This window comes from Mycobacterium syngnathidarum (assembly GCF_001942625.1).
GTDB classification, from domain to species: Bacteria; Actinomycetota; Actinomycetes; order Mycobacteriales; family Mycobacteriaceae; genus Mycobacterium; species Mycobacterium syngnathidarum.
This window is the reverse complement of sequence record NZ_MLCL01000010.1, coordinates 1-16,824: the sequence shown is the minus strand read 5'-3', so window position 1 is coordinate 16,824 and position 16,824 is coordinate 1. Positions and strand designations below refer to the sequence as shown.

Genomic DNA, 16,824 nt, shown 5'->3' with positions numbered 1-16,824 from the left:
ATGAGCGGCAGCGAGACCGTTCTCGCGATCCAGACCTGGCAGGAGATCAAAGCAGATTTCGGCGTCAACTGGCTGATCTATCTGTCCATGCCGTTCGTGGCCGCCTTCGTCGGGTGGAGCACCAAGATCGTCGCGCTCGAGATGCTCTATCGACCGATGGAGTTCAGGGGCGTCGGTCTGCTCGGTTGGCAGGGCATCGTGCCGCGGCGCGCGGGCAAGGTGGGATCGAAAACCATTGAGCTACTCACCCAGAATCTGCTGAAACCCGAAGAGCTGCTGGCGAAGGTCGACGCCAAAGAAGCCGTCGAGGCGTTGCGCGAGCCGCTGACCCAGGCGGTCGACGACATCTCCCGCGACATCGCCGAGCAGATCCGCCCCGGATTATGGGATTCGCTGCCCGACGCCGCGCGAAACGCGATCCAGGCCCGCATCCACGACCAGACGCCCAAGGTCGTGGAGAAGATGCTCAACGAGATGCGCGCGGACCTCAACCGGTTCGTGGACATCCAGTACCTGGCCGTGACGACGCTGGTCCGCAACAAGGACAAGCTCAACAGACTCATGCGCGGGCTCGGCGACAACGCGATGGCCTTCGTCCGCCGCAGCGGCATCTACTTCGGGCTCGTGATCGGCGTGGTCCAGATGGTTGCGTGGGCGTTGTTCCAGAACCCGTGGATCATGCCGGCGTTCGGCTTCGGGGTCGGCCTGATCAGTGACTACATCGCGCTCAACATGTTGTTCCGGCCGGTGCAGCCCACCAAGTACCTCGGCTTCATCCCGTTCCAGGGCCTGCTGCACGCTGAGCGCGACAAGATCACCGAGGACTACGCGCGGATTCTGTCCGAGGACCTGTTCTCACCCGAGATCCTGTTCGACGGCGTGCTACGGGGTCCAGGCTCCGACAAACTGTTCGCGCTGGTGGGCAAGGAGGTCGAAGCGGCGATCGATGCACAGACCGGTATTGCCACCCCGCTGGTCAAGCTCGCCGTCGGCACCCAGCGGTACAACGCGGCCAAGGACCATCTGGTCAAGGTCGTGCTCGAGCGGCTTCCCACGACATTGGTCGAGGCTCAGGACTACGCCATGAACGCGCTGGATCTGGAAAAGACCATCATCGACAAGATGAGTCAGCTCACCAACGAGGAGTACGAGTCGATCCTGCGTCCGGTGTTCAAGGACGACGAACCGACCATGATCGCCGTCGGAGCGATCCTCGGTGGCCTCGTCGGCGAGATCCAGGTGCAGGTCGTCGAGCACTTCGGCAACGATCCCGAAGCCGTCGCGTTGCGCACTCTGCTGCATCACTAGCAATCGACGACATTGACCGCGACGGCGAGCCCACCCGTCGAGGTCTCCTTGTACTTGACGCTCATGTCCATCCCGGTGGCACGCATGGTCTCGATCACCTGGTCCAGGCTGACGCGGTGGGTGCCGTCGCCCCGCAGCGCCATACGTGCCGCATTGATCGCCTTGCCGGCCGAGATGGCGTTGCGTTCGATGCACGGGATCTGCACCAGCCCACCGATCGGGTCGCAGGTGAGGCCGAGGCTGTGCTCCATGGCGATCTCGGCCGCGTTCTCGACCTGTCGCGGTGTGCCACCAAGGATTTCAGCCAGGCCCGCGGCGGCCATGGAAGCGGCGGAGCCGACCTCGCCCTGACAGCCGACCTCGGCACCCGAGATCGAGGCCCGCTCCTTGTACAGCGATCCGATGGCCCCGGCGGTGAGCAGGAAGCGGACGGCGGTGTCGTCGGGGTCGGCGTTTCCGGCCGGGGTGTAGTGCACTGCAAAGTGCAGCACCGCCGGGATGATTCCGGCCGCGCCGTTGGTCGGCGCGGTCACGATCCGGCCGCCCGACGCGTTCTCCTCGTTGACCGCGAGCGCCACCAGGTTCACCCAGTCCTCGGCGAAGGCCGGATCACGCTGTGGATCCTCGGCTTCGAGTCGCACGAACCAGTCCTTGGCGCGGCGCCGGACCCGCAGATTGCCGGGCAGGTCACCGTCGCGGGACATCCCGTTGGCCTGGCAGGCGACCATGACGTCGCGGATGTGCAGGAGGCGTTCCCGCACCTCGACTTCGGTTCGGGCGACACACTCCTGCCGCATCATCACCTGGCTCACCGACAAACCGTTCCGCTCGGTCAACGCGAGCAACTCAGCCGCGGAACGGAATGGGGCTTCGGCGTCTTCTCGCACCGACGCTTGCGGCTCCGCGCGGGATTCAGAGCGGGATTCAGCGACGACGAAACCGCCGCCCACCGAAAAGTAGGTGTCGCGATAGACGGTGTCGCCTCCGGCCGAAAACGCCGTCAGGGTCATGGCATTCGGGTGTTGTGGCAGCCGACGGCCCGGATGCAATTGCATGTCGGCTTCGGTCAACGCGATCACCACCCGGCCGGCCAACCGGATCTTGCCGTCGGCGCGAATCTTGGTGAGCCGCCGTTCCATCTCGCCGGTCTCGATGGTCTCGGGCCGACAGCCCTCCAATCCCAGCAGGATCGCCGGCAACGTGCCGTGTCCGGCGCCGGTCGCCGCCAGCGAACCGAGCAAGTCCACCGTGACCTCGGCGACGCGATCGACCGCATCGCGACTGGCAAGTTCGTCGACGAACATGCCCGCGGCCCGCATCGGGCCCACGGTGTGTGAGCTGGACGGGCCGATCCCGACCGAAAACAGTTCGAAAACACTGATCGTCATGACTACAACTCCGGGTTTGTGTGGTGACACCTCCCCGCTCTGTCCTGAAACCTGAGAGATTTGGCGCGTCGCGCCTTTCACCTTCGGTAAGCGCGTGAGACCGCGCTGTTCTCCAGAGTTGCCTCGACACTGCGGTACTGGGCCTGAGAGATTCCCGGGGAGGATTTGCTCCTACGGCGCCTCCCAAATCGGAGGTTCTCCCGCAATGCGTCATCGACGTATTGAGTTATGTGACGGATGCTACTCGGCCGGCGGTGTCAGCCGGTCGGAATAATCCCGGCCTCGTCCCAGTTGCACAGGCCATCATCGTAACTAAACTGAACGTACAGTTCAGATAACTCAGAATAGGTGGTCACAGACATGAGCGTTTGGTTCATCACCGGGGCGTCCCGCGGATTCGGATTGCAGATCGCCCGCGACGCATTGGCCCGCGGACACCAGGTGGTCGCCACCGCGCGTGACGCCGCGGCCGTCACCGCCGCACTCGGCGAGGACGACAACGTGCTCGCCGTTGCCCTGGACGTCACCAACGAAGCGCAGGCACAACAGGCCGCGCAGGCCGCGGTGGAACGCTTCGGCCGGATCGATGTACTGATCAACAACGCCGGACGCGGCCTGCTCGGAGCCGTCGAGGAGGCCACCGACGCCGAGGTACGCGCTGTCTACGAGACCAACGTCTTCGGCCTGCTGACCGTGACCCGGGCCGTCACCCCGGTGCTGCGGGCCCAGCGGGCGGGCACCATAGTCAACATCTCCTCGGTCGGCGGATTCGTCGGCTCGCCCGGCTGGGGCGTCTACGCATCGACCAAGTTCGCCGTCGAGGCACTCTCCGAAGCGCTGCACGCCGAACTGCAGCCGCTCGGCGTCCATGTCATGGTGGTCGAGCCCGGCTACTTCCGCACCGACTTCCTCGATTCGTCGAGCCTGCAGACCCAGCGCAACATCATCGACGACTACGCCACCGGCCCCGCCGGACAGATGCGCGGCGCTGCAGCAGAGCGCAATCACGACCAGCCGGGCGACCCGGTGAAGGCAGCCAAGGCGATCATCGACGTCGCCGAAGCCGAACAGCCCCCACTGCGTCTGATGCTGGGCAACGACACCATCGCGGCGGTCGAAGGCAAGATCGCGCACGTGCAAACCGAGCTCGCGCAATGGCGAAGCGTCTCGGAATCAACGGATTTCGATGATGTCGCCGCGAGCTGACGCGATAGCCGGTGGGGCGGGCGAGGATTTCGTCCGCCCCACCGGCGCACGCAGCGACCGCGTCCATCAGTCCATCCTCGACGCCACCGCGACATTGCTCGACGAGGGCGGATACCCTGCCGCCACGGTCGACGCGATCGCCGCCCGATCCGGCGCCAGCAAAGCCACCATCTACAAACACTGGCCATCGCGGACCGCCATCGCGGCCGAAGCCTTCGGCACCATGATGGCCGAATCACTGCCTCTGCCCGATACCGGCACCACCGCAGGCGATCTCGTCGAGCAGGTGGTACGTGTATCGGCGTTCTACGCCGGTGCTCGCGGCGAGGTATTCGCCCAGTTGCTCGCGGCCTGCGTCGAGGACCGAACGGGCGCAGCATATTTCCGCGAGTACTTTCTCAGCGGTCGGCGTGCGGCGATCACCGAGCTATGGCAGCGTGGTGTGGCCCGCGGTGATGCCGACGCCGCCATCGCGATCGACGACGTCATCGACATCCTGTTCGGTCCACTCATCTTCCGCCGGCTGACCGGACATTGCGCGCTCACCGAGGCACACGCCCGTCGGCTCGCCGAAACAGCGCTGCAGGGGTTGATGCGCGATACCGGCTGAATGCAACACTCCAGATCGCCGTCTGTCGTCCTCGACCAACGACAACCACACTTTTCAGCTCTTCGCGACAAGCCGGCGTCGAGCGGCCTTGGCTACCGTTCCGCGAAGTGAACACAGCTACGTCCAGCAGAACGCGGCGAGCAAGCGCACGACTCTCAGCGCACGTGGCCCAGCGCCTGCTGCCGCTCGTACCCACCCCACGCAGTTTCGGTTCCGCGACCCAACGGATCGACCCGCCCGAAATCGTCGACGTGGCGACACGTCACGGCGCGGTCCGGTGTTTCATCTACTCACCGCACCCTGATGCCCCGCTCGCCAAGGCCGGCGCGGACGGGCCACCGGTCAACCTGCACCTACACGGCGGCGCCTTCATCGTTCGCAACCCACGGCAAGAGGAGTACATCGCGCACTACATCGCGGCAGAGGCCGGTGCAGTGGTCGTCTTGGCCGACTACGCCACGGCGCCGCAGGTTCGATACCCGGTCGCCGAACAACAATGCTTCGACGTCGCGTTGTGGGTACGCAGTGAGGCCGGCCGCCGCGGCTGGGACGCGGCCCGATTATCGGTGACAGGTGCGAGCGCCGGCGCAAAGCTCGCGATCAACGTGTGTCAGCAGGCATATCTCACCGGCGAAATCAGTTTGCGGGCGGCGGTATTGGCGTTTCCCGTCGTCGATCTCAGCCGTGCCGACCGCACTTCCGGCAAGGCACGTCCGCGCATATCGCGAAGGATCCAACGACTTGTGATCGACGCCTACCTAGTGGATACGGACCGCTCACGAGAACCGCTGGCCTCTCCTCGCTTTGATGACGACCTCGCTGACGCGATGCCGCCGACGTTGGTTCTGACCGGCGCCCTCGACACCCTGGGCCCCGAGGGCGACGAGCTGGCGGCACGATTGTCCGACGCGGGTGTCCTGACCACTCACCATTGTTTTCCGGGCATCGACCACGGCTTCACCAGATCAGAGGTGGCCACCGCCCATGACGCGACGAAACGCATTGCCGCCCATCTCGTCCAGCACCTGGGGTGAACGCGGCCGATTGGCGCGTTGCGACAACCGGCCGCGCACACGTTGGCTCATCGGCACGAGCGGGCGGCCACGCCGTGTCCATAGCGTCGGTGCATGCCCATAACTGGACCTCGATTCAAGACCGCTGACCTGACCGATCGGGTGGTGGTCATTACCGGCGCCGGCAGCGGTATCGGCCGCGAACTGGCCCTGTTGTGCGCCCGGCGCCACGCCCACCTGGCCCTGTGCGACGTCGACGAGGCCGGCCTGTCCGACACCGCTGACGCAGCCCGCGCCCACGGTGCGCAGGTTCTGACCTCGTGGGCGGACGTGTCCGAGACCGAATCGATGACACGATTCGCCGACGCCACCGCCGAATATTTCGGCCAGGTGGACCTGGTGGTCAACAACGCCGGAGTCGGCCTGGTGGGCGGATTCCTGGACACCGACAGTAAAGATTGGCAATGGTTGATCGACGTCAACCTGATGGGTGTGGTGCACGGCTGCAGCGCATTCCTGCCCACCATGATCGACGCGGGTCGCGGTGGACACGTCGTCAACCTGTCCTCGGCGGCCGGCCTCCTGGCCAACCCGCAGCTGACCGCCTACAGCGCAACGAAGTTCGCAGTACTCGGTTTGTCCGAAGCGCTGCGCATGGAACTCAAGCCCCACGGCATCGGCGTCACCGCGATATGTCCCGGCATCATCAACACCGCCATCACGCAGAACAGCCTCATCCGCGGCAGCGGGGACGTTGACGCGCGGCGCAGACATCTCGAATCGACGTACCACAAGCGCGGGTACACCCCTGAGCGCGTGGCCAAGAACATCCTGCGCGCAGTCGACCGCAACCGCGCGGTCGCTCCGATCGCCGCCGAAGCGCACGTGATGTATGTGCTCTCACGGTATGCCCCGCCACTGGCGCGGTGGCTCGGGGCACGCGTCGCCGAATTATCCAAGTAATCAACCACATCCGAGGACGTGACATGCAACTGAAGGGCCGTAGCGCGCTGGTGACCGGCGCGACGGGTGGAATCGGCCGGGCCATCGCGTGCGAACTCGCCGGGCGTGGGTGCTCACTCACGGTGACCGGCCGGCGCGAGCTGGCGCTCAAAAAGCTGGTCGGTGAACTCGGCCCGTCCGCGCGTGCGTTGACCGCAGATCTGACCGACCTGGACGCGGTGCGGGATCTGATGGACCGTACAGGCGATGTGGACATCCTCGTCGCCAATGCAGGCGTCGGCATCCCACAGGACCTCGCGATGCTCAGCGACAGCGAGATCGAAGACGCCGTGCGTATCAACCTGCTGGCCCCGGCGGCGCTTGCCCGTGCGGCGGTGACGTCGATGCAACGCCGCGGCCAGGGCCACATCGTCTTCATCTCCTCGGGAGCCGGACTCATCGCGACACCGGGGAACGGCGCGGTCTACACGGCGACCAAATGGGGCCTACGCGGCCTCGGCCTGGCCCTGCGACAAGAACTGCACGGCACCGGTATCGGGGTTTCCACGATCTTTCCCGGCCCGATCCGCGATGCGGGGATGCTGGCGGACACCGGCGTCACCGTTCCGCGAGGATTCGGCACGAGTTCACCCGAAGATGTCGCCCGGGCAGTGGCCGGGGCCATCGAGCGCGGCACCCCGGAGACCACGGTCGCCTCGGTCGGCGTGCGGCTACTCGCCGGAATCGGTGCCGTCGCACCCGTTCTGATCGGCGACCTGGCGCGCCTCGCCGGCGTCGGACGGGTGCGCGACGCGATGCTCGGCCGGGTGTGACCGGGGGGTGGGTCAGTCAGTTGGCCGGCCGCAGAGAAGCGGACGTCGTTGCGGAATCGGAGGTCTCGGCGACCACATCGGCCAGGGCCAGCGCGACACGCAACTCGAGGGTGCGCCGCTCCAACGACCTGCCCAACAGTTCCTCCGCCTGACGAATCCGGTACGCGACGGTGTTGTCGTGGACGTGGAGCCGCTTGGCTGTTCGTCCGCGACTGCAATTCTCGTCGAGATAGGCGCGCACCGTGGCGGCCAACCGCCGGGTGGTTTCGTCCGTCGCCCCGAGCGGTCCGAGTTCGCGTCGCACGAAGTCGCGCGCCTGGTCGACGTTCGCGGTCGCGAGGGCACGCAGCGCCACATTGTCGTAGCGGGTGACGCTGCCGACGGCCCGGCCGGCCAGTCGTGCGACCCTTTGTGCCTCGACGGCTTCCATGTAGCTGGACCGAAAACCCCCGATTCCGGAAGCCGGCTCGCCGATCGCAACCCGCACGCCTGGCGCCTTCGCAGTACGAAACCGCAACTCGTCCAAAACTTTCGACGGGATGTGGCTGTGCGAGCTGATCCAGGCAGCCGTGGACAGGATCCCCAGCGGATGCACGAGGGGGTTCTGATTGCCGATGGCGGAGGCGATATCGCGGATCGCCGCTTCGAGGACGGCTTGCGTATTGCGGCCTTCTTCGTGGGATTCGAGCCAGGCGATCGCTGCGACATGGACCCGGCGGACGTCGTGGCGAAGCCGCCGGGTGGCCACGTCGGTGTCGATGGGTTCACCGGCCAGGATCGTGGCGATGGTTTCTGCTTGACTGGCCGCGGCGCTGCGCAACCATCGATCGCGTTCGGCGGTGTACACCTCCTCCACCAGGCACAGCGCAGCGTCGACATAGGCGAACATCCACGCCGACCCCAGCTCTGAAGCCAGCTGCAGCTCTTCGGCGCTGCCCGCGTGGTTCTGCAGAATCGCGTTGAAATGAGTCGCGGTGGCGGCGTGCGCGAGGCGATAACTGCGCATGAGGGTGGTGAGCGGGATTCCGTGTTGCGCTCCGTCGCGCGCGTAATCGAGCGTCGGCGACTGCAGCTGCACCGCCGCCAGCGGATCCTCGCCGGCCGACAGCACCTGCGCGAAGTCGCGAATGCTGGCCTCGGTACTCGCCCGGTTGACCTCGAGAGCCTGCTCGTTGACCAGCAGATCGCCCAGCCGAGCCCGGGTGTAATCGTTCACCGCGGCTGAGATTTCGCGGGCCCGCTCGGTGAGTTCGGCGGCGGCCGGCCGCAACACCGCCGACCACACTCGTCGTTGCTCGTCATCGTGCACGCCCGCCCAGGCCGGCTCCATGCCCTGCACCGTAGCGCCGCTCCCGCCCGGCGGTGGGCAAATTGGACAACCACCAGGCGCGGCGTTGGCGCAGGCAGACAAGAGAATGCCGACCCGTCCGACGGACGATCTTCACATGCGACAACTGACCAGCCTCGACGCGCAGTTCCTGGCCATGGAAAACGACCGTGTCCAAGGGCACGTCAGTGTTCTCGGCATCTACGACTCCCACACCGCATCGGGCGAGCCGCTCGACGCCGCCCTCGTTCGCGGGGTCATCAGCGAACGCCTGCACCTGCTGCCCACCTTCCGCTGGCGGCTCGCCCAGGTGCCCTTCTCCCTCGACTACCCGTACTGGGTCGACGACGGCTCCTTCGACATCGAGTACCACGTCCGCGAGCTGGCCCTGCCCACACCGGGCGACGAGCGACAGCTGGCCGAGCAGGTGGCCCGGATCATCGGCCGCCAGCTCGACCGGGCCCGTCCGCTCTGGGAGGTGTACGTCATCCACGGACTCGAAGACGGCGGGGTCGCGGTGCTGACGAAGATGCACCACGCCGCGGTCGACGGAGTGTCCGGTGCCGAGGTGATGAGCATCCTGCTCGACGACACCACCGGACGTGAGCGCGAAGCTGCACCCACGATCGTCGCCGAGAAGTATCCGTCCGAAGTGGAGATGCTGGGCCGCGGTCTGGTCGGGCTGGCCGGCCAGCCACTGCGGGTTCTGCGTGCCGGGCCGACCGCGCTGCCCCACCTCGACGATGTTCCGACCATCCGGCATCTCCCCGGAGTAAAGGCGATCGCGCGCAGCAGCCGGCTGGTCAAGCGAGCCGTGAAAGCCGGCAGCCCCGTGGCCGCACTGCGGGGCAGCGACGTCACCGCTCCCCGGACCCGGTTCCAGGCCCGCGTATCGCCGCACCGCCGCGTCGCTTTCGGCTCGATGCCGTTGGCCGAGGTCAAGGCGATCAAGAACGCGCTCGGCTGCACGGTCAACGACGTCGTCCTGGCGATCTGTGCGTCGGGTCTGCGGTCCTGGCTCGACAAGCAGGGCGAGCTTCCCGCAGAACCCCTCGCGAGCTTCATCCCCATGTCGGTGCGAACCCCCGAGCAACAGGGCACCTTCGGCAACCGGGTCTCGGTGATGCTCACCCAGCTGCCCACCGATGAGCCCGATCCCGTCGAGCGCGTGCGCCGGATCAACGAGGCGATGAACGCCGCCAAGGAGCGACAGCGCGCGCTGCCGGCCTCGCTGTTGCAGGACGCCAATCACTTCATCCCGCCTGCCCTGTTCGCCCAGGCCGCCCGATCCCTGTCGCGCCTGGCCGGGGTGCGCGGGCTCAATCAGCCGGCGAACGCGATGATCTCGAACGTCCCTGGGCCGTCGACGCCCCTGTATCTCGGTGGCGCAAGACAACGTGCCCAGTTCCCGGTCTCGGGAGTGCTCGACGGGATCGGCATCAACATCACCGTGATGAGCTACCAGGATTCGCTCGAGTTCGGGATCGTCGTCGACCGGGAGTTGGTCGATGATCCGTGGCCGATCCTGGCCGCACTCGGCGACGGTCTGGCAGAGCTGCGCAACGCCACCGAAGACACGAGCCCGAAGAAGGCGAAGTCGTGACCGGAAACATGTTGGGCAGCAACAGCATGGACGACTACCCGCTCACCCTCACCAGCATCGTCGAGCGCGCCGAACGATTCCACAGCGGCACGGACGTCGTGTCGCGCCGCCCTTCCGGTGCGGTCACGCGCACCACCTTCGGCGAATGCGCGGCCCGCGCCCGACGCCTTGCGAATGCGTTGAGCGCCTTGGGTGTCCGCGAGGGCGATCCGGTGGCAACGCTGTTGTGGAACCAGAGCGAACACCTGGAGGCGTACTTTGCGGTGCCCGCGATGGGCGCGGTCATCCACACCCTCAACCCCCGGTTGTTCCCCGACGAGCTGGCGTTCATCGTCGGCGACGCCGACGACCAGGTGATCATCGTCGACGAGTCCCTGCTGGACATTTTCGACGCCTTCCGCGCCGGGCACGACTTCCGGCATGTCATCGTGGTGACCCATGATGGGGCCGTCCCCGAGGGAACACTCGATTACGAAACTCTGATCGCCGGCACCGAACCAATGGTCTGGCCCGCGCTCGACGAACAGCGCGCCGCCGCGATGTGTTACACCTCGGGCACCACCGGCCGTCCCAAAGGAGTCGTGTACTCGCACCGAGCGCTGACCCTGCACTCACTGGTCGCGGCCCTGCCCGACCAGCTCTCCGTATCCTCCAGGGACACAGTCCTTCCCGTCGTCCCCATGTTTCACGCCAACGCGTGGGGCCTGCCCTACGCCGCCGCCCTGGCCGGCGCACGTCTGGTCCTGCCTGGCCCGCGCCTGGACCCGGAAAGTGTCCTCGACTTGTGTGCCCGCGAGCGGGTCACCATGACCGCCGGTGTCCCGACGGTGTGGATGGGCATGCTCGCCGCGCTCGATGCCGACCCGAGCAAGTGGGACTTGTCCGAGCTGGACCGGCTGATCGTCGGGGGCGCGGCGGTGCCGCGGTCGATGTTCGAAGGATTCGACCGTCACGGACTGACCGTCGTGCAGGCCTGGGGAATGACCGAAACCGCTCCCTTGGGCGCGGTGTGCCGCGCGCCGGCGCACCTCGACGCGGGTGAGCGGGACGAGCAGTACGACTACCGCATGCGGCAGGGCCTCGCCAGCCCGTTCTTCGACATCCGGGGTCGTGACGAGAACGGCGATCTCATCGCGTGGGACGACGCCGCCATGGGCGAGCTCGAAGTGCGCGGACCCTGGGTGGCGGGCAGCTATCACAGTGGCCGCGGGGCGGAAAGCTTCACCGCCGACGGCTGGTTCCGGACCGGCGACGTGGTGCGCATCGATCCGCATGGCAGCATCCGGATCTGCGACCGCTCAAAGGATTTGGTGAAGTCCGGCGGCGAGTGGATCTCCTCGGTGGATCTGGAGAACCAGCTGATGTCGCATCCGGCCGTCGCGCAGGCCGCCGTGATCGCCGTGCCCGACGAGCGCTGGGGCGAGCGCCCGCTGGCCGTGGTGGTGCTTCACGACGGTGGTCACACCTCCGCCCAGGCCCTGCGCGACCACCTCGCGCAGGACTTCGCCAAGTGGCAGCTGCCGGATCGATTCGAATTCGTCGAAGCGCTTCCCTGCACTGCCACAGGCAAATTCAAGAAATCCGAACTCCGAACCATGTTTCTCACAGCCTGAAAGGAAACCAACAAATGAGCCGCTACGACATCACCCAGACCAACCGAGCCGTGGAGCGCTTGATCGAGACGACGGACAACCCCCGCCACCTCTACATGCTGCACGCCTACAACCGGCACCGCTACCTGGAAATGGCCGGCCGCTACGAGGAGATCTTCGCCCCGGACATGACCGTCGAAAAACCGGTCTACCACTTCAACATGCTCGGCAAGACCGTCACCGTGGAAGGCACCGAGGCGGTCAAGGGGCTCTACCACGCCTGGAAGGACACCGCCCAGTGCATCTTCTACGCCGATGACGAGAAGCTGGCCATCAGCGATGACATGATCGTGTCGACGTCGTATATCTATCAGCAGACTCCGGGCGTCATCCTTGCCGCCGAGGGCATGGCCGCTGATCCCGAGGCCACCTATCTGGTGAAGACCGCCGAGCACATGATCTGGCCCTACGACAACGGCCTGCTGGTCGGTGAGGACGTCTGGGAGTACGACGAAAGCGCGCGGGAGTTCATCCAGCTCGACCCGGCTGACGTCCTCACCGTCGAGCAGTCGGCGAAGCTGCTCGATCCGCTGATCAAACCGCTGCCTGAGCACAACCCGTTCCTCGTCTGACCGGGCATCGGGCAGGCTGCGCTTCTCGGCGCGTCATAACCCATCGTGATCACCCGCGATGCGTAGCCTTGGCCCGGTGAAGGCCTGGCGATCGGTGGGCAGCCTGCTGGCTGTGGGTGCGCTGCTGTCCGGCTGCCAGTCGAGCATCGACGGCACGCCGGCCACCAGCCCGCAATCGCCGACCGAGCCCAGCTTCCCGACCGCACGGCCTACCCGGTCGAGCCCAGCACCCTCGCCCAGCACGACGGCCTCGGCGCCACCGAGCACCTCCCACGCGCCGGCCGGCGCCACCCCACTGGAGCCGGAGAACGGATACGTTTTCATCGAGACGAAATCCGGCAAGACCCGTTGCCAACTCTCCAAGCAGGACGTCGGCTGCGAATCCGATTTCACCGACGCACCGGTGATCGACGGGGAGCAGGCGAACGGAGTCAGGCTCACCCCGGACGGCCAGATCAAGTGGGTCGTGGGCAACCTGGGCGACATTCCAGTGGTCACCCTCGACTATCGCAAGTACAGCGCAGTGGGTTGGACCATCGATGCGAGTGAGGACGGCACCCGGATCAGCAATGACGCCAGCGGTCACGGCATGCTCATCGCTGTCGAAGGAGTGAAAACCTTCTAGAGTTGGCGGCATGACTGTCGCTCGGCAAGAACGCGCCGCCCTGGTCGAGTCCATGCGGGCCGCGGGTCCTGATGCCCCGACCCTATGTGAGGGTTGGACTGCCCGAGACCTGGCCGCCCACCTGGTGGTGCGTGAGCGTCGCCTCGACGCCGCCCCCGGCATCCTGGTGCCCCAGCTCGCCGGCTACACCGAGCGCGTGCAGCAGAAGATCACCGAAAGCACCGAGTGGGACGCCCTCATCGATCAGATCGCCGCGGGCCCGCCGCTGTATTCGCCGTTCAAGCTGCTGGACCCGCTGGTCAACGTCAACGAGATGTTCATCCACAACGAAGATGTACGCCGGGCCCAACCTGGCTGGGAACCAAGAGATCTCGACGATGCGACGGTGTCTGCGCTGTCCCGCGGGATCGCCACGATGGCCAAGATGGCGATGGGTAAGTCCCCGGTCCGGGTGGCATTGACGACACCGGCGGGCAAGACATTGGCGACCGTCGGCACCGGACCCGGGGTGACGGTCACCGGAGAGCCGGGCGAGTTGCTTCTGTTCGCCGCCGGCCGAGAGCCGGCCCGGGTGACCTTCAGCGGCGACGACGACGCGATCGCGAAGCTTCGCGGCGCCAAGCGCGGGCTCTAACGCACCGGGTGGTACCGGCAGGCACACTCATGGAATTGCTCGTCCACTCGAGATGGCCGATAGGCTGGCGGGCGTGGATTTCCGTGTCTTCGTCGAACCCCAGCAAGGTGCTACCTACTCCGACCAACTCGCAGTGGCCCGCGCCACCGAAGCCCTCGGCTACTCCGCGTTCTTCAGGTCGGACCACTACCTGGCGATGAGCGGTGACGGCCTGCCCGGGCCGACCGACTCCTGGGTGACGCTGGCCGGCATCGCCCGCGAAACCTCGACGATCCGCTTGGGCACCATGGTCACCTCCGCGACCTTCCGTCATCCGGGCCCGCTGGCCATCTCGGTGGCGCAGGTCGATGAAATGAGCAGCGGCCGTGTCGAATTAGGCCTTGGTGCCGGCTGGTTCGAAGCCGAGCACCAGGCGTATGCGATCCCGTTCCCTCCGCTGGGCGAGCGTTTCGACCGGCTCGAAGAGCAGCTGCGCATCCTCACCGGCCTGTGGAAGGCGCCCGTCGGCGAGACGTTCGACTTCACCGGCAAGCACTACACCGTCGTCGACTCGCCGGCGCTGCCCAAGCCCTCCCAGGCCACGCTGCCGATCGTCATCGGCGGCCAGGGAGCCAAGCGCACACCGGCGCTGGCGGCCGAGTTCGCCGCTGAGTTCAACGTCCCGTTCGTGCCCCTGGACACCCTCAAGACCCAATTCGCGCGGGTGGCCGACGCGGTGACCTCGGCGGGACGCGCCGCGGACTCACTGACCTACTCGGCGGCGTTCGTGCTGTGCGCGGGCCGCGACGAACCGCAGATCGCCCGGCGGGCCGCCGCGATCAACCGCGAGGTCGATGAGCTGCGCAGCAATTCGCCACTGGTCGGCACACCGGCCGAGATCGTCGACAAGCTCGGACCCTTCCTGGAGGCCGGAGTACAGCGGGTTTACCTGCAGATGCTGGACCAGTCCGATCTGGATCACCTCGAGCTGTTCGCGGGTGAAGTCGTCCGTCAACTGAGCTGATCGAGACGCGCTCGAAGGCCGGGCATAGTATCGGTGCCCGTGACCGGTGACGACGACGACCAGGGGCAGCCTCCCGAGGCTCCCTGGCATCACTCGACGCCGGCAGTCGCAGGGGCCAGCGCGGCCGCCCTCGCCGTGATCGGCCTGGTCCTGTGGGCTGCGATCTCGTTGACCAGCTCGAGCGGGCCCGAAGATGCGCCGATCGATTTCGTCCCGCCGACCTACACGTCGACTTCGATGAAGACCTCGAAGTCCACCACGACCCGGACAACCAGCAGCAGCCTCCCGGTCACCACCGAGTTCGGCTTGCCGGGCGAGTCAGAAACCACCACGACCACGTCGTCCGACACGTCCGAGACGTCGCCCACGTCGACAACCACGACAACCACCACCACAACAACTGAGTCGAGCAGCGCCGGTTACGGCGAGTACCCGACCACGACGCGCCACCGGCCGCGCACCAACGTGACACGCACGCTGTATCCACCGCCGGGCGGCTGAACCCGCCTACCATCGGCGAGTGTCGAACTATTACGACGACGACGAGCCCACTGAATACGCCCCGAGCTACGGCGAGTACGCCGAACCGCCCGCTCCCGAGCCAGTCCCCTGGTACCGCAAGCCCGCTGCACTGATCGGCATGGGCGCCGTCGGCGCGGTCATCGCAGCGTTGGTCATCTACGCCCTGGTGCAACTGTTCTCGTCGGACTCCCCATCGACGACAACCACCACCACTACATCGACCACCACGACATCGGTCGCGACGTCAGCCCCGGTTGTCCCGGCCCCAACCCACACCGTCACCGAGACGGTCGTTCCGACCACCACGGTTGAGGAGACGACCCCCACTACCACCGAGACCACGACGACAACCGAGACCACGACCACGACGACCGCGCCGACCACAACCACCACCACTGCGCCGGTGACGACGACAACTGTGCCTGCCGGAGACAATCCGTAGCCAGGCTCGGCGCGGCCGGTTATCCACAGGTCCTCGAAATGCTTCTGGCCGCCATCGCGACTGTCCACGAGTATCGAGTTGGTGGACGTCGGCAACGTGGTTCGCCAACAGGACGGGGTGATCTCGCGTCAGCAGGCTTTGGGCGCGGGCCTGCGCGAGCACGAGATCCGGCGACTGCTCAGACGCAATGAGTGGGCCCGAGTCCACGTGGGCGTGTACGTCGACCACACCGGACCGCTGACGTCGTCGCAACGCGCCTGGGCTGCAGTGCTTTACGCGGCCCCGGCGGCGCTGTGCTTCGAATCGGCGCTGGGAGCCGACGCGTTGCCCGTCCACGTCGCGGTCTCGCGACACCGAACAGTACTGGCTGAACCCACGGGAGTCCGCATTCACCGTGTCGCGCACCTCGAGGACAAAGTGCTGTGGAACGTCAGCCCACCGCGGATGCGCTACGACGAGGCGGCGATCGACGTCGCGTGCCGCGCCGCGTCCGAACTCGATGCCATCGCGGTCCTGGCCAACGCCTGCCAATCGCGGCGAACCACCGCCCATCGGCTGCTGCAAGTGCTCGATTCTCGGGCACGGGTCCGCCGTCGCCGGTGGTTACGCGCGGTGTTGGTCGACATCGCCGACGGCACCTGCTCGGTTCTTGAGCACGGCTATCTCGTTCGCGTCGAGCGACCGCACGGTTTGCCTCGGGCCACGAGGCAGAAGCGGGCCGCGGCGTCCGTCGGTGTCTGCTACCGCGATGCCGAGTACGGCGACCAGCTCATCGTCGAGCTCGACGGCCAGGCCCATCACAATTCCGCGATTAGGCGTGATGCCGATTTCGAACGCGATCTCGATGCTGCCGTCGACGGCCGTTCGACAGTCAGGCTCTCCTACGGGCAGGTCTTTGACCGGCCGTGTCAGACCGCGGGCAAGGTCGCTCGAGTGTTGCAGCGGCACGGAATCGCCGTAAACGGCCACCCTTGCGGGCCTGGATGTGACTTCACCCGACTCGATTGCGCCGCCTAGCCCGGATTTTGCGTGGAAATGGGCGTGGGCTTGGTCTGATGTCGAGTTGTGTTGCTGGGGAGTAGTTTTCGGGTGTAGGCGTGGGTGGATTGTCCTGTTTCGCCAGGTGGTGCGGGCTTTCCCGGGG

Annotated in this window: 17 protein-coding genes and 1 riboswitch; of the genes, 15 read left to right on the top strand and 2 right to left on the bottom strand. The window is 66.5% G+C overall.

Annotated elements, in window-relative coordinates; all coding sequences use genetic code 11:
• Positions 1-1,308 (top strand): DUF445 domain-containing protein, encoded by a 1,308-nt coding sequence (locus BKG60_RS02475; RefSeq protein ID WP_070185533.1) that lies wholly within the window; start codon positions 1-3, stop codon positions 1,306-1,308.
• Here the strand turns inward: BKG60_RS02475 and BKG60_RS02470 are convergent.
• The gene (locus BKG60_RS02470; RefSeq protein WP_075909149.1) at positions 1,305-2,696 is read right to left on the bottom strand and encodes an L-serine ammonia-lyase; all 1,392 of its coding nucleotides are present in this window, start codon (positions 2,694-2,696) and stop codon (positions 1,305-1,307) included. The genes BKG60_RS02475 and BKG60_RS02470 overlap by 4 nt on opposite strands.
• Positions 2,697-2,725: 29 nt before the next feature.
• Positions 2,726-2,822: riboswitch (glycine riboswitch) on the bottom strand.
• 234 nt (positions 2,823-3,056) lie between these two features.
• On the opposite strand from BKG60_RS02470, the gene BKG60_RS02465 reads away from it, so the two are divergent.
• The 5 genes from BKG60_RS02465 (at position 3,057) to BKG60_RS02445 (ending at position 7,300) form a co-directional block, all read left to right on the top strand.
• Complete coding sequence (locus BKG60_RS02465; RefSeq protein WP_070185572.1) at positions 3,057-3,902, top strand: oxidoreductase; 846 nt, start codon at positions 3,057-3,059, stop codon at positions 3,900-3,902.
• Positions 3,883-4,512 carry a TetR/AcrR family transcriptional regulator gene (locus tag BKG60_RS02460; RefSeq protein ID WP_242671539.1) on the top strand — a complete coding sequence of 210 codons (630 nt, stop codon included), beginning with the start codon at positions 3,883-3,885 and terminating at the stop codon, positions 4,510-4,512. Before BKG60_RS02465 ends, BKG60_RS02460 begins: the two co-directional genes overlap by 20 nt.
• A 164-nt stretch (positions 4,513-4,676) precedes the next feature.
• Positions 4,677-5,546: an alpha/beta hydrolase fold domain-containing protein gene (locus BKG60_RS02455; RefSeq protein ID WP_075909147.1), complete on the top strand. Its 870-nt coding sequence runs from the start codon at positions 4,677-4,679 to the stop codon at positions 5,544-5,546.
• A 93-nt stretch (positions 5,547-5,639) separates the two neighbouring features.
• Positions 5,640-6,488 (top strand): SDR family NAD(P)-dependent oxidoreductase, encoded by an 849-nt coding sequence (locus tag BKG60_RS02450; RefSeq protein ID WP_070185529.1) that lies wholly within the window; start codon positions 5,640-5,642, stop codon positions 6,486-6,488.
• Positions 6,489-6,511: 23 nt separating this feature from the next.
• Positions 6,512-7,300: an SDR family NAD(P)-dependent oxidoreductase gene (locus tag BKG60_RS02445; protein ID WP_070185528.1), complete on the top strand. Its 789-nt coding sequence runs from the start codon at positions 6,512-6,514 to the stop codon at positions 7,298-7,300.
• Positions 7,301-7,316: 16 nt separating this feature from the next.
• On the opposite strand, the gene BKG60_RS02440 is transcribed toward BKG60_RS02445, so the two are convergent.
• Entirely contained in the window at positions 7,317-8,630 is a 1,314-nt protein-coding gene (locus BKG60_RS02440) for a PucR family transcriptional regulator (RefSeq protein ID WP_075909146.1), read from the bottom strand.
• 115 nt (positions 8,631-8,745) lie between these two features.
• Here BKG60_RS02440 and BKG60_RS02435 point away from each other — a divergent pair, with 115 nt between their 5' ends.
• The 9 genes from BKG60_RS02435 to BKG60_RS02395 all read left to right on the top strand — a co-directional run bounded on the left by BKG60_RS02435 (position 8,746) and on the right by BKG60_RS02395 (position 16,697).
• Entirely contained in the window at positions 8,746-10,230 is a 1,485-nt protein-coding gene (locus BKG60_RS02435; RefSeq protein WP_075909158.1) for a WS/DGAT/MGAT family O-acyltransferase, read from the top strand.
• Complete coding sequence (locus BKG60_RS02430) at positions 10,227-11,843, top strand: long-chain fatty acid--CoA ligase (protein ID WP_341271957.1); 1,617 nt, start codon at positions 10,227-10,229, stop codon at positions 11,841-11,843. Before BKG60_RS02435 ends, BKG60_RS02430 begins: the two co-directional genes overlap by 4 nt.
• Positions 11,844-11,857: 14 nt before the next feature.
• Positions 11,858-12,454, top strand: a complete 597-nt coding sequence (locus tag BKG60_RS02425; protein WP_070946355.1) for a hypothetical protein — start codon at positions 11,858-11,860, stop codon at positions 12,452-12,454.
• A gap of 76 nt (positions 12,455-12,530) precedes the next feature.
• Positions 12,531-13,079 (top strand): hypothetical protein, encoded by a 549-nt coding sequence (locus BKG60_RS02420; RefSeq protein ID WP_423213122.1) that lies wholly within the window; start codon positions 12,531-12,533, stop codon positions 13,077-13,079.
• Between the two features lie 10 nt (positions 13,080-13,089).
• Positions 13,090-13,713 carry a TIGR03085 family metal-binding protein gene (locus tag BKG60_RS02415; RefSeq protein WP_070946353.1) on the top strand — a complete coding sequence of 208 codons (624 nt, stop codon included), beginning with the start codon at positions 13,090-13,092 and terminating at the stop codon, positions 13,711-13,713.
• A 73-nt stretch (positions 13,714-13,786) separates the two neighbouring features.
• Complete coding sequence (locus tag BKG60_RS02410; RefSeq protein ID WP_070946376.1) at positions 13,787-14,716, top strand: LLM class F420-dependent oxidoreductase; 930 nt, start codon at positions 13,787-13,789, stop codon at positions 14,714-14,716.
• Positions 14,717-14,755: 39 nt separating this feature from the next.
• On the top strand, positions 14,756-15,217 hold the full coding sequence (locus tag BKG60_RS02405; protein ID WP_242671537.1) for a hypothetical protein: 462 nt from the start codon (positions 14,756-14,758) through the stop codon (positions 15,215-15,217).
• Between the two features lie 19 nt (positions 15,218-15,236).
• Positions 15,237-15,680 carry a hypothetical protein gene (locus BKG60_RS31840; protein ID WP_075909144.1) on the top strand — a complete coding sequence of 148 codons (444 nt, stop codon included), beginning with the start codon at positions 15,237-15,239 and terminating at the stop codon, positions 15,678-15,680.
• 81 nt (positions 15,681-15,761) lie between these two features.
• Positions 15,762-16,697, top strand: coding sequence for a type IV toxin-antitoxin system AbiEi family antitoxin domain-containing protein (locus BKG60_RS02395; protein WP_075909143.1), 936 nt, complete (start codon positions 15,762-15,764; stop codon positions 16,695-16,697).
• The last annotated feature ends 127 nt before the right edge of the window (positions 16,698-16,824 follow it).